Here is a 15,848-nt window from a genome sequence, read left to right on the forward strand (position 1 = left end):
ATCCCCAGACATAAAACTTATTAGAAGCTTATAGCTAATTATTTGCATCTAAGCATACAGCACTTTCCCCAGACCTTTGTTCAGAATCTCTTGAAGGTGGGGATCAATTGTTAGCTGAGTTATTTATCAAGATTTGATTAATTTTTCTTGATCATTTAGTAAAGATTCTCAATAGGCAATGATTGTTGCAAATTGCTCCCAAGATTTGTTATATTCTCAACTAACAGGCTTTGTTGAGAAATATTAGCTATGACTGCTTACACAACTACTTCACTCAAGGCAGAACTGAACGAACGAGGCTGGCGTTTGACTCCCCAGCGCGAAACAATTTTACACATTTTTCAAGAACTTCCGCAAGGTGAACATTTGAGTGCGGAAGATCTTTATCATCGGTTAGAAACTGATGGTGAAGGGATCAGTCTGTCAACTATTTATCGGACTTTGAAGTTGATGGCCAGAATGGGGATTCTACGGGAATTAGAACTGGGTGAGGGACATAAGCATTATGAACTCAACCAGCCTTATCCCCATCACCACCATCACCTAATTTGTGTTCGCTGTAACTCAACCATTGAGTTTAAAAATGACTCAATTTTAAAAATTGGGGCAAAAACTGCTCAAAAAGAAGGTTTTCACTTACTTGACTGTCAAATGACCATCCATGCGGTGTGTCCCAAGTGCCAACGAGCGCTGATGCCGCTTTAGGATTTGGGTAGATAAAAAAACGAAACTACTCAAACTAACCAAATAAATGGAATTCTGAGCAGTTCCTTTCTTTGCTGTTACTGGAGGCAAGCAAGCAGTTGAGGACTGATACTAACAACACCAAAGCGGATGCTAGAAGCGTCCGCTCTTAAGATCCTTGAGGCTAATGCCGTAGAATTCCTGGGCTTGTTTAATTGCTTTTTTGGTGTCATCTGCCATCACACCGTTGAGCTTACCTTTATAAAAACCGCGCTCCCGTAATCGCGTTTGGATTTCCAGGACACTAAACTCGCTTTTAGGGGCAGTATTTATTGATCTGTATAACTTAGCTCTAGTAGTTGGGCCAGCAACCCCACTTGCTGCCAAGAAATTAGCTGCCTGAAATCTCTTGACAGCATCCGCAGTGTAGGGACCATAGTAGCCATTTGGCTCTCCCTCTAAATACCCTGCCTGAATTAGGTGTTCTTGAAGCAATCTAACTGGCTCACCGCGATCGCCAAGGCGGAGTTTATCTCGATTTACTACCTTTTTAGGAGCTTCTTCTCCATCACCAACGCCAGCTGGCGGCAATTTACCTAATGTTGCCGGGCCAACAACCCCATCAACACTTAAGTTGTAAGAATCTTGGAAGCGCTTAACAGCTTCTTCAGTAATTGGGCCAAATATTCCTGTGGCGTTTCCGTAATAAAAGCCTGCAACTCTTAACCGTTCTTGCAAAACCCTGACATTTTCGCCTTCATCTCCCTTCATTAGGTAGTTGGAATTGCGGCGTTGGTTGGTTGCTGAACTAGCTGAACTCGTAGTGCTAGTTTTTTTAGCTTGTGTAGTCGCAGCAGTCGTTTTTTTCGCTGTAGTTGTGGAACTAGGCTTTTTAGCTTGCCAGTCTTCTAATTTTTCTAGGGTGGTTGGTCCGACAACACCGTTTACTTGTATGCCAGCAGCCTTTTGGAAACGCCGCACAGATTGTTCTGTGGATACGTCATACACTTCGGTGATGGGAGCTTGGTAAAAACCTGCTGATTTTAATTTTTGTTGTAAATTCCTGACAGAAGGCCCTTGATCGCCTTTTTCCAGTGCCATGACGCTGCTGACAGCACTGAGAATCGACAAAGACAAAGCAAGGGGCAGCATATACTTCCAAGCCTTTCCAGAAAGCCGTTTCCAGTCTGGTGCAGTTGCTTTGTTAAACAAAGAACTGAACGAAATCAATTCACTGGGTGTGCCGTCTTCGTAGGCGTAAGCTAGGTGTAAATACGCTAGATTCTCCATATTTTTTTCCTACACCATTGATTTTTCTTCGATAACTGCTTCAGCTTGATGTACTAGGTTTCTCAAAGCTTCTAATGTTCCTATATTTACATCCTCCCATAAATTGCGCTTGTGTGCTTCTAATAATCTTTCGGCAATATCACGCAGTGCGTAAGGATTCTTTTCCTCAATGAATTCCAAGACTACTGGATCGAGTAAATAAGCCTCTACAATGCCTTGATACATATAATCTTCGACACATTTAGTTGTAGCATCGTAGGCGAATAAATAGTCTACCGTCGCAGCCATTTCAAAAGCACCTTTATACCCATGACGCATAACTCCTGCAATCCACTTGGGATTAACTACGCGAGAACGATACACCCGTGCGATTTCTTCTTTCAGTTGGCGAACGCGTGGTTGGGCGGGTATAGAATTATCTCCAAAATAAGTTTGAGGATTTTTTCCCTGTAGAGAACGCACCGCCGCCGTTAAGCCTCCCTGAAATTGGTAATAATCATCAGAATCGAGCAGGTCATGTTCGCGGTTGTCTTGATTGTGGAGTACAACTTGCATTTGGGCTAGGCGTTGCTCGAAGATTTCGGGAGTGGGGAGTGGGGAGTGGGGAATGGGGACGGGGGACTGGGGACTGGGGATTGGGGGCTGGGTATTAGGAAGAATTTCTGCTCCTCTGCCCCCCTGCTCCTCTGCCCCCCTGCCTCCCTGCTCCCCTGCTCCTGAGGAATAGGCGTAAGAACTCCAGTTGATGTAGGCGCGGGCTAAATCTTGGTCATCTGTCCAGTTTTGCGATTCAATTAAACCTTGGAGTCCGGCGCCGTAAGCACCTGGACGAGAACCAAAGATGCGATAAAGCGATCGCTCTTTTGCCGTTTCTAAAGTTAAACCTTGTTGAGTCCACAAATCAGTCTCTTGGCGAACTGCAACGGCGAGGGGGTTTTGTTCTGGCGGTTCATCCAAGTTTGCCACTGCTGTCACTGCTTGAGCGAATAAATCAATTAAGTTGGGAAATGCATCGCGGAAGAATCCGGAAATTCGCAAGGTGACATCTACACGGGGACGCCCTAAAATCGCCAGAGGTAAAATTTCAAAATCCACCACCCGCCGTGCTGCACCATCCCACAGGGGTCTGACTCCCAGTAAAGCCAAGGCCTCGGCAATATCATCACCTCCAGTTCTCATGGTGGCAGTTCCCCACAATGATAAACCTAGTGTTTTGGGATACTCACCATGTTCTTGAGTGTAATATTCAACCAGGGTTTCAGCGGCTTTTCTGCCGATATCCCAAGCTGTTTCTGTGGGAATGGCGCGAATATCCACAGAATAAAAGTTTCTCCCCGTTGGTAGAACTTCCGGGCGTCCGCGGGTGGGTGCGCCAGATGGGGCGCTGGGGACATAACCGCCATCAAGTCCGTGTAATAAATGGGTAATTTCTTGGTCAGTTTGTTGTAAAGCGGGAAGCAGGCGATCGCGTATCCAGTTGAGAACGGTGGGGAGTGGGGAGTGGGGAGTGGGGAGTGGGGGGATGGGGGGATGAGGGAGATGAGGGGGATGAGGGGGATGGTGAGACGGGGAATTCTGAATTCTGAGTTCTGAGTTCTGAGTTCTGGCTGATGAGTTTTTCTACTAAAAGGGCGGCGTGTTGTTCTAGGACTTCAACAATATCACCGATGGTGCGACATTCTGTGCCATTGACTACTGAATATTGACCACTAGTCATGGACAAGTCTGCTGTGAGGGGGTCGAAGTCTAGACCCCAATCCTGGGCTATGGCGCGGGTAATGCCTAAAGAATAGCGATTGGGTATGCGAGCGATCGCTACTATTAAATCCCTTAGTTGCTGTCCTTGGGGACATTGCCCAAAAATGTGTAAGCCATCACGGATTTGAGCTTCTTTGAGTTCACAAAGATAACCATCTAAAGAATTCAAAATTAAAAATTCTGAATTTAAAATTTCTGCGTTTTGGATTCCTAAATCCAGATGTAAATTTTCTTGAAGAATCAATTCGCGGATGCGATCGCGAATCACTGGTAAACGGGAAGGATCTAAACTTTCCGCTTCATAATACTCATCAATTAAATTTTCTAACTGTTGCAAAGAACCGTAGAGTTCCGCACGAGTCATGGGTGGCGTCAGGTGATCTATAATCACTGCTTGGGCGCGACGTTTGGCTTGGGAACCCTCACCAGGGTCATTGACAATAAACGGGTAGAGGTGGGGAAGTGCGCCGAAAGCTACTTCTGGGTAACAATTACTTGATAAAGCCACACTTTTACCGGGTAGCCATTCTAAATTTCCGTGTTTGCCCACATGAACTACAGCATCAGCACCAAAACATTCTCTAACCCAATAGTAAAAAGCTAAATAAGCATGAGTTGGCTCTAAATCCGGCGCATGATAATTCAAACTGGGGTCATTATCATAGCCCCTTGGTGGCTGAATTCCCACGAAAATGTTGCCGAGTTGAATTCCTGGAACGGGGATTGGGGATTGGGGATTGGGGATTGGGGATTGGGGACTGGGGATTGGAGATTGGATATTGCTCTTGTCTCCCCCGTTTTCCTTTTCCCCAGTCCCTAGTCCCCAGTCCCCAGTCCCCAGTCCCCACCTTTCACTAATACCTTGCTGCACGGCTGGTGGCAATGAAGCGAAATACTCTTGATATTCTGTCCAAGAGACACTTTGCTGCACCGGATGCCATTCTTGACTTTCCGGATCGTTGGTTACGCCAGATGTTAGCCGTTGAATCAACTCATCTCCTTGAGCAGGTGGATTTTCTACTTGATACCCGGCTTGGTGTAAAGCTTGCAGGATTTCTGTGCAACTAGCTGGGGTATCGAGTCCCACACCATTAGCAAGGCGTCCATTGCGGTTGGGGTAATTTGCCAGAATTAGGGCAATTCGCCGCTCTTGGGGTGGTTTTGAACGCAGACGCACCCAATTTGCTGCTAGTTGAGCAACAAACTCGATGCGATCGCTCACTGGTTCATAAACTACCACATCTGTCTCTAAATCGGAATTACGAGTTTGAACTGCTTTAAAAGACACAGCACGAGTAATAATCCGCCCATCTACTTCTGGTAGCGCTACATTCATCCCAATATCGCGGGGAGAAAGTCCTTGAAACTGTAACTCCCACTGTTCAACTGATCCGCCACTGAGGATAACCTGGAATACAGGCACATCTAATTTTTGCCACAGTTCGGTTTGGGGTGTTTCGCTCTCCAACCTTGCTAAAGAAAAACTGGTGGTATTCAGCAGCAGCGCAATTGGTTCGCCTTCTTTGGGTTGAAAAAATTCACTCAACTCAATTTGAACATCTGGTTCACGCAATGACGAAACAAAAACTGGCACAGGTTGTAAATTTTTCTGTACTAAAGCTTGGCATAAAGCATCAATTACCTTAGTGTTTCCCGCTAAATAATGGGCGCGGTAGAAAAGTATGCCGACTTTGGGCATGGGGCATTGGGCATGGGGCATTGGGCATTGGGCATTGGGCATTGGGCATGGGGCATTGGTTATCCTTTCTCCCCCTGCCTCCCCTGCTCCCCCTGCTCCCCCTGCTCCCTCATCCCCCTCATCCCCCTCATCCCCCTCATCCCCCTCATCCCCCTCACTCCCCACTCCCCACTCCCCACTCCCCACTCCCCATTCATACAATCCCACACGCGGTATGCGCTGGGGTAATGGAGGATTGTATGCAGTTGACAAACAAGTGTCGGCGATAAATTGCAGAGCATTCACGAAATTTTCTACTCCGCCTTCGCTAAAATACTGCCATACCTGGTTAACAATACCCAAAGGCACAGTAGAGTGGGATATCAAGTCGGGATCAAGACTGTCGTCTCCGGGCATTACAATAAGGGTTGTACCATTACGTTGCACAATTTCCTGCACTACTTCTAAGCCATAAGCCCAGTAGGAACGTCCTCCTAACAGGCGTAGAATGATTACCTGGGCAAGTTCTAAAACTTGCTCTGCGTAAGTATCTATACTTAATTGTTGCTGCAATTGCAATAAGTTGGCGACTCTGAATGTAGGAAAGGGTGCAGGTAATTTGCCAACGGCAGCTGCCAAGGTTTGAATATCGGTATCAGCAGCCGTAATCAACACCAGAGTCGCTGGAGTTTGTTCTACAAAAATTAAACTCTCTGACTGATTCAATCCACCCGATATGCCACTAATACGATGCATAATCTTTTATTACCGTCTTAAACTGTTGGTTAGTACACAAAGAAAAAAGGAGTCAGAATGGGCTATGTCCCGCTACGCTAACAGAATTCAGAATTCAGAAGACTCCACCCATAAACGGATAGAGTTTTAATAAGGAAGAATTTTGAACTTTTTTTCGCCCATAAGGAGACGAAGTTTTGATTAATACTCAGACACTCGCGGACTGGGCGAATCCTACTCTATCACCCACTCAAACTCCCATTTATTCTGAATTCTGTTAGCGCAGCGGGACATAGCCCATTCCGACTTCTAAGTTCTTCTGAAGAAAAACAAACTTTCGTCCCTGCATTCAGCCCCCTCTTACCACAATGATTGAAAATGCTGAGTTCTCCTGATTTGAGCTTTTCTCGAACCTTGCCTATTGTTGTATTCAATCAGCTTGGGGAATTGTTAGAGCAGATGGCTCAAACGGTGGGAAGTCCAGCTTTGGTAATAACAGAAGCTGTGTTGGCGTCGATTCGCATACCTGTGGAGTGGGAAAGGCAAAGGTTTACAGTAGTAGTTTCTGAGCAGTTTAGTGGGCTGTTGGTGGGGAATTTGGAGGTAGATGAGGGAGAACAACTACCTACTCAGAACTCTTATACAGACGGGATTAATGGCGTCTCTGCTACATTGACATTTAATTTAGAGGCGATCGCCTCTTTTGTGTTGGAATTGAGAGATTTGTTTGAGTGCAATTCTGATACTCACCAAAATCTCGAACGTTATCGCCAAGTTATTAGACCTAATGATCCTACACTCCAAAGTCAATTCACGCTGTTGTTATTAGAATATTTTCTAACTCAGCCAAACCAAGAAATAATACCACCTCCAAGTGTAATTGGACCGGCTGTTTATATTTGTCAGCCAGTGGAAGATGCCCTAAAAAAACAAATTTCCCAAGAACAACTGTTAAATCAGGTAACAACGCAGATCCGCAAAAGCCTTGATTTGCCAGTAATTATGGCAACGGCAATTACACAGGTGCGTGAGTTTCTAGAATTAGACAGATTAGTAATTTATAAATTTCCGGGTTCCAAAGTCAAGACTCAAGAATACCAGTTTGATAGTATTGATTTCTATGGCACGGCACTACCTACAACAGAGGGAATTTTAGCTAGTGGTATCAAATCTGAAATTTCAATTCGAGGAAGCCAAGGCTCGGATTTTTCCACTAATAATGATAATGGTAGACCCCCGCTTTCTCTGTCAGTAAATAGTCAATCTCTACCAGAAGAGTATCAAAAGTATCGCGGTTATATTGTCTATGAAGCCCGTGCTAAAGATGGTATTACATCGGTATTGAATTACAGAGAAAAAAATTGTTTTTTCCCAACCTCTCAATGTTGGGAAAAGTATCGCCAGGGCTTTACTTTAGCTGTGGATGATATCGAAAAAACCTATGCTTTAGAAGAGTGTTTGTTAAATTTTTTAAGGGAATGCCAAGTCCGGGCAAAGTTGGCTGCACCGATTATCTTTGAGGAAAAACTCTGGGGATTGCTAATTGCTCATCAGTGCGATCGCCCACGTCAGTGGACTGATAGCGAAAAAAAGTTGCTGAGTTCCATCGCTGAACAATTAGCGATCGCCATTCACCAAGCGGAGTTAATGCAAACCCTCACCCAAGAAAAACAAACCCTGGAAGAACGAGTCATTGAACGTACAAGGGCGCTACGCGATGCCCTCCTCGCCGCCGAAGCTGCTAGCCGCCTTAGAAGTGAATTTCTCGCTACCATCAGCCATGAATTACTCACGCCTTTAACTTATGTGATTGGGATGTCTTCGACGTTGTTACGCTGGCCTTTGGGTGAATTAAGTCAACGACAACGGGATTATTTGCAAACAATCCACGACAGTGGAGAACATTTATTAGAAATGATTAATGACATCCTCGATTTATCACAAATCGAGGCTGGAAAGACAGCTTTAAATATTTCGGAATTTTCTTTGGTGAGTGTTGCACAAAGAACTGTGGAATCATTACAACAAAAAGCAACAAGCGAACAAGTAAATCTCAAACTTGATTTGCAAATTGATCCAAAGCGCGATCGCTTTACCGCCGATTCTGAACGATTAGAACAAGTTCTCTGGAATTTATTAACCAATGCGATTAAATTTACCCCCGAAAATGGCAGCGTTACTTTGCGTCTTTGGGTGGAAGACGACACCGCTATTTTTCAAGTGGAAGATACTGGAATTGGCATTCCTGAAGAAAAATTACCATTATTGTTTGAGAAATTTCAGCAACTCGATACACCCTATCGCCGCCGCTACGAAGGTACCGGATTGGGACTAGCTTTAACTAAACAACTTGTAGAACTCCATCGGGGTCGAATTGAAGTAGAATCAACCGTGAGTGTTGGCTCAATTTTTACTGTGTGGATACCAACTCAGACAATGAAAGTACCCAATAGTCACTAGAGACGCGATTAATCGCGTCTGTACAAGAATTATGTTCCCTGCCCAATGCCCAATACCCTAAATTATTTTGAGGCTAAAGTAATTAGGATTTTTTCAAAAACTTTTAATGCATGTTCCTTGCCATTGTCTCTGGTGAAAATGGTAAAATTAGGGTGAGAATTGATTTCAATTAACCAATATTGGTTATCTTTATCTAATACGATATCTAACCCACCATAATCAAGGTCTAATTCTTCAAAAATCGGTCTGGCAAAGTTATCAATCTCTGACAATATTTTGGGATCGCTGATATATTTGGCTTTTGCGCCATCCCAGTGGAGAGGACTTAAGTTACCTATAAAATTCGCGTTAGTTATATCTTTTTCATAGAGTAGAACTAACTCTTTATTTAAGAAAACTGCTCTATATTCAGATTTAATGTGAATTAATTCTTGGGCAATAGCGACGTAATCATACTTGCTATTAAGATTAAAAATCTCTTTTAAAGCATTTTCAATTTCATCTTGATTCTGGCATAAAAAGACGTTATGTCCGCTTGAACCAGAATTTCTTTTTACAATCACAGGTGTTTCAAAATTTTCCTGAATTTCTAAGATAATATCTTCAATAGTTGGAAATTTTAAGTACATCTTGTATTTTGGATCGCAAAGAGGTGAAAGAAACCCCATTGTGCGAGGAAGTTTAATTTTTTTATTTAAAAGATGATAAGTATATTCCTTATCTCTGACAATTTTTGCCACTGCTTGATTAATTAACGGAGTGCTATAATTACAAAAGTAGTGGTGTTTATTATTAAATTTTACTTTGATTAAATTTTCAGCAGGATAAATAATTTCATAGCTGATATTTAAGTTTTCACAGGCTTGGAGTAATAACGAAACGTTGTCTAACATAAATGCTTGAAGTTCAGCTTGGTAGATTAAGTGTTTATATGAATTCGCAAAAAAAAAGTTAGCTGAAATTGATAAATATCAATTGAGCGCTTTTTATGATTTAGTGAATTATATTTTATTAAAGCTTTTTAGAAAAGCCATTCTATAAAATACACCTATTTAGTAGATAATGCAACAGTTTGTCGTCAATTTTGCAGTGGATACAAAAAGGTGATAAACATAGATTTTACACTTAAGCAAAAAAGTGTATTATTTACAGCAGAATTCAGAATTAGAATAAGCTCCAGACCCAATACTGTCCGGTTAAAGTTTTTTGATCAAAATTTGATCAAAATTCTATATGACAAAGACGCGATAAATCGCCGTCTCTACAAGTAATTGATTGTTGTAGAGACGGCGATTTATCGCGTCTCTTGCTTAACGTTGGGATTTTTAGGGCGTTGCACAAACAAGGGATGAAATTTAGGTAATGAAATCTAAAAACCCTTTATAAAAAGATGCAACACCAATTTTTAAGTTGTTGTTGAAGCTGTTGCTTGTCGTTTAAAAATTACCATTTGGGTACCAACAACTGGATTACGTGCTATCAGGCGATTTTGAGAGTCGATAATTTCTAAATGAGTAAAATCAAGTTGTTGAGAGCGTTGTAAAATTTCGGCAGCAAGTTTATCCTGTTGAGATTCTGGGAGAGTGTACCAATCGTCGCTAATTTTGACAGTGAGATTACTCGTGCGGAAGTTGGCTTGAATTGACTTTATCAGACCTGAGGCAATGCGATCGCTAATTTCAGCTACCTGATTTTCAATAGCCACAATTAAGGCTTGTTCAGGAGTCAATTCTATGGTTGGTGTTGGCGTAGGCGTTGGCGTGGGAATTACTTCCGGTTCTGGTGGCGGGGGTATAATTTCCTCTGGTGGCTGTTGGGCTTCTGGCGGTGGCGGCGTAATTTCCTCTGGTGGTTGCTGTGCTTCCGGGGGCGGCGTAATTTCCTCTGGTGGCTGTGGTTCTGGTGCGACTGATTCCGGCGGAGTAGTTATCGTTGGTGTTGGGATGGGAACCTCCTCAACCGGGGGAAGTGTTGCTACTTCCGTAGGTTTACCAGTAAAAATAGTCGTAGTTGTCCAAACCAGAATTACCGCAATTCCAGTAACAATTCCGGTCAAAGCTGTATCTGATAACTTTGTTGATAAATTTGATGGCAAAAATAAACGGACTGTCCTTAATAGTCCACCCCACCACAACTGAAGCCGCTGCAAAAAACTGGGAGTTTCCCCAGCACCAGGTGGGGGCGCTGTCTCCAGTTTTTGGACTGTTACTTCTAAAACCCCAATTGTTCCTCTCAGAAGTTGGATAATTTTAGCCTTCCAAATTGGCTGAACTCTCTGGTAAGGTTTTTGGGGAGGTTGAGTTACCTGCTCATCAGTCGGTTTTGGATTGTCTTGTGACATGGAACTTTCACCAAAAGCAGCGAATCAAAGACAAACAACGTACATTATTACTGGTGCTGCCTCTTTTGCCTTAATGTATCACTTCATTGCACATTACTTCTGCGGAAACGGACTATTTATTAAATTTGGTGAATTATGAGCTTGAAACGCCGTCAATTTTTATTTTTAAGTAGCCTGGGCGCCATCGGTACAGGATTTTTGGGCTGGATGTTAAATCATCAAAGTGCTGATATTAGCGATTCCACAACAGCCATAGCCGCCAACCCACCGAAAAAAGACTTGTTATTACGTTTTGTGTCTGTTGCAGATACAGGAACCGGCGCTAAAGGACAGTATGCTGTGGCTGGGGCAATGAATTTTTATCACAAACAAAATCCTTACAATTTAGTCGTTTTAGCTGGAGATAACATTTACAATAACGGCGAAATTGAGAAAATTAGTGCAGTTTTTGAGCGTCCTTATCAAGGTTTACTCAAGCAAGGTGTCAAATTTCAAGCTTGTTTAGGTAATCACGATATTCGGACTGCAAATGGCGAACCACAGCTGAAGTATGTCGGCTTTAATATGAACGGAAGACGATATTATACATTTCGCCGTGGAACTGTACAATTTTTCGCTTTAGATACTAATAGTAATGCTGATTGGAAAAACCAGCTAGCTTGGTTAGAAAAAGAATTAAGTCGCAGTAATGCAGCTTGGAAAGTTGTATTTGGTCATCATCCAATTTATGCATCTGGTGTTTATGGAAGTAATCCAGAGTTTATTAAAACTTTTACTCCGCTGTTTGAAAAATACGGTGTTCAAGTTTATATCAATGGACACGAACATCATTATGAACGCACGCGTGCAATTAATGGAACGACTTATTTAGTTACTGGTGGGGGTGCTGGTACGCGTCCTGTAGGGCGTTCCGAGTGGACAGAATATTCTGCCGAGAGGTTGAGTTTTGCGGCGTATGAAGTGTATCCAGATAGAATAGAAGTAAGTGCGATCGCTACTGATAATCGCATCTTTGATAAAGGTATTATTCAATTAAAATCGGCGTAGTTAGACAATGAATCAGCCAGATATTCCTGCTGCAATCGCCAATATTATAGAATCATCTCCAACACCGGATGTTCTATTTTCTGAACTGTTACCGGCTGTGGGTGAGTTTTTGCAGTGCGATCGATGTTTTCTATATTTACACAATCCCCAGAGGAATCTTGGTAGAGTTGCCTTTTGTTGGGTTCGCACACCAGATTTTCCGACAATTTATACTGAAAATTGGCAACCGCAACCCCTATCTTTTTCAGATGAAGATCCGATGTTTGCCGCTGCACTGCATGGCAAACCCTCAATCTTTGTAGAAGATGTGGAAACGGCTGATTCTAAAATTTTAAATCGCAAATTTGAACAGGATAATTTTGGGCATCGCGCCCTGATTCATGCCCATATTCAACAGGATGGTCAACTCTGGGGTGTTTTACAACCATGCATTTTTGGTCATCCCAGAATTTGGACTGAGTATGAACGGGTGGTGATTAATAATATTGTGCAAAAAATCACACCTTTGACAGTTGATTATGTCAAGTCTGCTTTTGATTAGCTGTTTTATGTAACGCTTTATCAGCGTCAGGGTGTGGGTTTTAAGCAAGTTCTTTAGGTGACATTTTAATTTCTATTTTTTGATTTAAAGCTGCTGCAATCCGAGCCAACATAGACAAAGAATGTCCCTCATAGTCAGCATCTTCCAATCGAGCAATGACTGACTGGGTAGTACCGATTAAATCGGCTAGTTGTTGCTGGGTTAGTCCTTCTTGTTTGCGTGCATCGTAGATGATTTGAGATACTTGAGCATTTAAAGATGATTCTCTAACCATCTGCTGTAATTCTGGATCTGACTTCATCATTCTTTTAATGATTTTCAGTGCATCATTAGTTTTCTTCATCTGTTTCTTCCTCTGGTTCGATATAAGTATGAACTTCTGAATTGAGTATGAATAAATTTTTGTATGTTAATGCTAAATCAATTTCTGGATCTGGAACTTGGTTATCCTCTTTAATGATGGCATGAGCTAAAATTACTACGTTTTGACCATGAAAAAAATATAGAATTCTATACTGTATTCTGACGTGCTTGGCTCTTAGTTCATAAATACCATCACGCAGAAAATCTGCGGCGGGTCGTCTTAATTCAAAACCATACTCAGCTAATTGCTCAATTCTGGCGATGCAGTTCGCATATCCCTTACGATCTTGTTTGAGTAATTTGTTTAGCCACTTTAAGACTGGAACTTCTCCTCTATCATTCTGAAAGAAAATAATCCGTGTTTCTGGCATTGTCTGGGATAAGGTTACGCATACTAGGAATTTTATCGCAAAAATGCGATTTCAGTGAGCGGGCTTTCGTTACAAAAAATTAGATATTCTTTGTGCAGGAAAGGAGTAGCTATAGAATGGTCATTTCATCGAATAAATTACGTTCAGCATTATTAAAACTATGAAAGTCAAGCGCTTGAAAATGGAATCATTCCGTGGAATAGGTGATTTGACGCTAGAGTTTGATGAAATGAGTCCAACGGTGCTTATTGGTATCAACGGTGTGGGAAAATCGAGTATTCTTGATTGTATAGCTATACTCCTATCTCATCTAATAGCTAGAAGTCAATTTGACTATACTGCTGAACGTTATTTTCAAGAAGATGATATCAAAAATAAATATAAAAAAACGCGGAATGAAATTACAATTTTACTCTTATATCGGCAATTAACTTGGTCTTTAACAGCACTTCGCCAACAAGAAACTACAGAGATAAACAATGATCTTACAGAGTTAATAGCAGCAATTGAAGATGACGATATATATAAACAATTAGAAGGCGGTGAAAACACCAACATACCTCTGGCAGTTTACTACCCTGTAAATCGAGCAGTTTTTGATATTCGTTTAAAAATCAAGGAAAATGTAAACCAACTATATTTAGACCCCTACAAAAAGGCACTAACAGGGATAAGTATTGATTTCGGCTACTTATTTCAATGGTTTAGAGAACGCGAAGATTTGGAGAACGAAGAACGACGAGATAATCCTGCTCACAGAGATAAACAGTTAGAAGCAGTGCGACAAGCTATATATTTGTTAATTCCTGATTTTTATAATTTACGAGTACGGCGTTCGCCCTTGAGAATGACTGTCAGAAAACAAGGTGAGGAACTTATAGTCAATCAGCTATCTGATGGTGAAAAATGCTTGCTGGCAATGGTGGGAGATTTAGCAAGACGATTGGCGATCGCCAACCCTAGTTTACCAGATCCACTCCAAGGTAGTGGCGTTGTTTTAATTGATGAAATTGAACTACATTTACACCCAAAATGGCAACGAGAAATTATTCCAGCTTTGACAAGAACATTTCCCAATTGTCAATTTATTGTCAGTACCCATTCGCCTCAAGTAATTAGCCAAGTTAAGCCGGAAGGAATTTATATTTTAGAAAAAACAGACGAAGGTGTTATTGCAAAAAAACCAGAAAGTTCTTTTGGAAGAGATAGCAATCGCATATTAGAAGACCTCATGGGTGTTCCAGCACGTCCACAAGAAATTAAAGATCGCCTACATGAGTTATTTAGACTCATTGATGAGGGAAATCTTGATGGTGCTAGGCAATTATCTCAGGAAATTGCTGACATTATTGGACAAGATGAGCCAGAATTAGTAAAAGCAAGTGTATCTATTCGACGCAAAGAGATTTTGAAGCGGTGAAATATATTAACAAAAGTGAGGAGCCAGAAAGTTTTACTGATTGGAAAAACAATGCTAATGATGACTGGGAACCAAGTTGGTCTATTTTTAGTAATCCACAAAAAACTGATGTACATAATTCTTTGTTAAAAGAACAAGGTTTCATCTGCTGTTACTGTGGAAGACAGATTAATAGTGAAAATAGCCATATTGAACATTTAAAGCCCAGAACAACTTATCCTGAATTAGCGCTAGAATATACAAATCTTTTGGCGTCATGCCAAAAAGATACAGTACCCAAGGAACCTCTGCATTGTGGTAAGAAAAAAGATAAATGGCATGATGAACATCTCTTGGTTTCGCCTCTAGATATTAACTGTGCAGAGTTTTTTAGATACACTGATGATGGACAGATTTTGGCGACAAATAATTCAGAAAAGCAATTACCTGCTAAAACAACAATTGATAAACTCGGATTCAATATTGACAAACTGATAGATTTACGTGCAAAAGCTCTTGAGCCAATATTGGAAATCATCAACACAATTACAGACGAAGAAAGGCAAGACTTGATTCTAGGCTACAGTGAAACTGATTCTAGAGGACATTACGAAGAGTTTTGTGCTGCGATTATCTATTTACTAAAGAATTAGGCGTTGCATAAATGCGGGATGAATTGAGATTTTTGGCAAAGGCTAAAGGTAGATTCTTTGCGCCTTTGCGCCTTTGCGTGAGGTAAAAATCATCCCCAGATTCAGCAATGCCAAGAATTAATTTTGATTCAGTCAACTATGTCCGTAGGCATATAATTCAAATTATACTAAATAATATCAACTTAATTCTCATCAAAAACTATATGATTCTTGAGGCTGTGATGCTTCATGTTAAACCCGGTTTGGAATCCGATTTTGAAAGTGATTTCAAAAAAGCTTCTAAAATTATTTCCTCAATTAAAGGATATTTATCCCATGAGTTGCACAGATGCATAGAAGTCCAAGGAAAATATTTATTACTTGTAAGGTGGGAAAGTTTAGAATCTCATACTGTGGGATTTCGAGGTTCTGCTGAATATCAAGAGTGGAAGAAACTTCTGCATCATTTTTACGATCCATTTCCCACAGTTGAACACTTTCATGAAGTTGAAATATAGTAGGGTAGCACAGCTGTGCTACCCTACAAAA

13 protein-coding genes and 1 pseudogene are annotated in these 15,848 nt (G+C 41.5%); 7 read left to right on the forward strand and 7 right to left on the reverse strand.

What is annotated here, in order from left to right:
* Positions 1 to 249 precede the first annotated feature (249 nt).
* Entirely contained in the window at positions 250 to 705 is a 456-nt protein-coding gene (locus IQ276_RS33000; RefSeq protein WP_073643287.1) for a Fur family transcriptional regulator, read from the forward strand.
* A 132-nt stretch (positions 706 to 837) separates the two neighbouring features.
* Here IQ276_RS33000 and IQ276_RS33005 read toward each other — a convergent pair whose 3' ends face one another.
* From IQ276_RS33005 to IQ276_RS33010, 3 genes and pseudogenes are all read right to left on the reverse strand, one after another.
* On the reverse strand, positions 838 to 1,974 hold the full coding sequence (locus IQ276_RS33005) for a peptidoglycan-binding domain-containing protein (protein ID WP_193915604.1): 1,137 nt from the start codon (positions 1,972 to 1,974) through the stop codon (positions 838 to 840).
* Between the two features lie 9 nt (positions 1,975 to 1,983).
* Positions 1,984 to 3,471, reverse strand: a pseudogene (locus IQ276_RS40455) (cobaltochelatase subunit CobN); the annotation flags it as partial.
* A complete protein-coding gene (locus IQ276_RS33010) occupies positions 3,410 to 6,166 on the reverse strand; it encodes a cobaltochelatase subunit CobN (protein WP_255264369.1) in 2,757 nt (918 codons plus the stop codon). The pseudogene IQ276_RS40455 and the gene IQ276_RS33010, both read right to left, overlap by 62 nt.
* 357 nt (positions 6,167 to 6,523) lie before the next feature.
* On the opposite strand from IQ276_RS33010, the gene IQ276_RS33015 reads away from it, so the two are divergent.
* The gene (locus IQ276_RS33015) at positions 6,524 to 8,605 is read left to right on the forward strand and encodes a GAF domain-containing sensor histidine kinase (RefSeq protein WP_193916630.1); all 2,082 of its coding nucleotides are present in this window, start codon (positions 6,524 to 6,526) and stop codon (positions 8,603 to 8,605) included.
* A gap of 62 nt (positions 8,606 to 8,667) precedes the next feature.
* Here IQ276_RS33015 and IQ276_RS33020 read toward each other — a convergent pair whose 3' ends face one another.
* Positions 8,668 to 9,498, reverse strand: coding sequence for an ATP-grasp domain-containing protein (locus IQ276_RS33020; RefSeq protein WP_193916628.1), 831 nt, complete (start codon positions 9,496 to 9,498; stop codon positions 8,668 to 8,670).
* Between the two features lie 512 nt (positions 9,499 to 10,010).
* Positions 10,011 to 10,946, reverse strand: a complete 936-nt coding sequence (locus tag IQ276_RS33025; protein WP_193916626.1) for a hypothetical protein — start codon at positions 10,944 to 10,946, stop codon at positions 10,011 to 10,013.
* Positions 10,947 to 11,081: 135 nt separating this feature from the next.
* Here IQ276_RS33025 and IQ276_RS33030 point away from each other — a divergent pair, with 135 nt between their 5' ends.
* Together IQ276_RS33030 and IQ276_RS33035 are read left to right on the forward strand one after the other, a co-directional pair.
* Positions 11,082 to 11,993: a metallophosphoesterase family protein gene (locus IQ276_RS33030; RefSeq protein ID WP_193916624.1), complete on the forward strand. Its 912-nt coding sequence runs from the start codon at positions 11,082 to 11,084 to the stop codon at positions 11,991 to 11,993.
* 7 nt (positions 11,994 to 12,000) lie between these two features.
* The gene (locus IQ276_RS33035; protein WP_193916622.1) at positions 12,001 to 12,534 is read left to right on the forward strand and encodes a GAF domain-containing protein; all 534 of its coding nucleotides are present in this window, start codon (positions 12,001 to 12,003) and stop codon (positions 12,532 to 12,534) included.
* Between the two features lie 40 nt (positions 12,535 to 12,574).
* On the opposite strand, the gene IQ276_RS33040 is transcribed toward IQ276_RS33035, so the two are convergent.
* Both IQ276_RS33040 and IQ276_RS33045 read right to left on the reverse strand, forming a co-directional pair.
* Positions 12,575 to 12,877 (reverse strand): helix-turn-helix domain-containing protein, encoded by a 303-nt coding sequence (locus tag IQ276_RS33040; RefSeq protein WP_193916620.1) that lies wholly within the window; start codon positions 12,875 to 12,877, stop codon positions 12,575 to 12,577.
* Positions 12,864 to 13,268 (reverse strand): type II toxin-antitoxin system RelE/ParE family toxin, encoded by a 405-nt coding sequence (locus IQ276_RS33045; protein ID WP_193916618.1) that lies wholly within the window; start codon positions 13,266 to 13,268, stop codon positions 12,864 to 12,866. The genes IQ276_RS33040 and IQ276_RS33045 overlap by 14 nt, the downstream gene beginning before the upstream one ends.
* Positions 13,269 to 13,428: 160 nt before the next feature.
* On the opposite strand from IQ276_RS33045, the gene IQ276_RS33050 reads away from it, so the two are divergent.
* From IQ276_RS33050 to IQ276_RS33060, 3 genes are all read left to right on the forward strand, one after another.
* Complete coding sequence (locus tag IQ276_RS33050) at positions 13,429 to 14,688, forward strand: AAA family ATPase (RefSeq protein ID WP_193916616.1); 1,260 nt, start codon at positions 13,429 to 13,431, stop codon at positions 14,686 to 14,688.
* On the forward strand, positions 14,685 to 15,320 hold the full coding sequence (locus tag IQ276_RS33055) for a retron system putative HNH endonuclease (protein WP_193916614.1): 636 nt from the start codon (positions 14,685 to 14,687) through the stop codon (positions 15,318 to 15,320). The genes IQ276_RS33050 and IQ276_RS33055 overlap by 4 nt, the downstream gene beginning before the upstream one ends.
* A gap of 203 nt (positions 15,321 to 15,523) precedes the next feature.
* Positions 15,524 to 15,817 carry an antibiotic biosynthesis monooxygenase family protein gene (locus tag IQ276_RS33060; RefSeq protein ID WP_193916634.1) on the forward strand — a complete coding sequence of 98 codons (294 nt, stop codon included), beginning with the start codon at positions 15,524 to 15,526 and terminating at the stop codon, positions 15,815 to 15,817.
* The last annotated feature ends 31 nt before the right edge of the window (positions 15,818 to 15,848 follow it).

This window comes from Desmonostoc muscorum LEGE 12446, assembly GCF_015207005.2.
GTDB lineage: Bacteria > Cyanobacteriota > Cyanobacteriia > Cyanobacteriales > Nostocaceae > Nostoc > Nostoc muscorum.

Coding starts and splice junctions, on each gene's coding strand:
- IQ276_RS33025 (WP_193916626.1), bottom strand. CDS start 10,946: ATGTCACAAGACAATCCAAAACCGACTGATGAGCAGGTAACTCAACCT.
- IQ276_RS33035 (WP_193916622.1), top strand. CDS start 12,001: ATGAATCAGCCAGATATTCCTGCTGCAATCGCCAATATTATAGAATCA.
- IQ276_RS33060 (WP_193916634.1), top strand. CDS start 15,524: ATGATTCTTGAGGCTGTGATGCTTCATGTTAAACCCGGTTTGGAATCC.
- IQ276_RS33010 (WP_255264369.1), bottom strand. CDS start 6,166: ATGCATCGTATTAGTGGCATATCGGGTGGATTGAATCAGTCAGAGAGT.
- IQ276_RS33020 (WP_193916628.1), bottom strand. CDS start 9,498: ATGTTAGACAACGTTTCGTTATTACTCCAAGCCTGTGAAAACTTAAAT.
- IQ276_RS33000 (WP_073643287.1), top strand. CDS start 250: ATGACTGCTTACACAACTACTTCACTCAAGGCAGAACTGAACGAACGA.
- IQ276_RS33030 (WP_193916624.1), top strand. CDS start 11,082: ATGAGCTTGAAACGCCGTCAATTTTTATTTTTAAGTAGCCTGGGCGCC.
- IQ276_RS33050 (WP_193916616.1), top strand. CDS start 13,429: ATGAAAGTCAAGCGCTTGAAAATGGAATCATTCCGTGGAATAGGTGAT.
- IQ276_RS33005 (WP_193915604.1), bottom strand. CDS start 1,974: ATGGAGAATCTAGCGTATTTACACCTAGCTTACGCCTACGAAGACGGC.
- IQ276_RS33040 (WP_193916620.1), bottom strand. CDS start 12,877: ATGAAGAAAACTAATGATGCACTGAAAATCATTAAAAGAATGATGAAG.
- IQ276_RS33015 (WP_193916630.1), top strand. CDS start 6,524: ATGCTGAGTTCTCCTGATTTGAGCTTTTCTCGAACCTTGCCTATTGTT.
- IQ276_RS33045 (WP_193916618.1), bottom strand. CDS start 13,268: ATGCCAGAAACACGGATTATTTTCTTTCAGAATGATAGAGGAGAAGTT.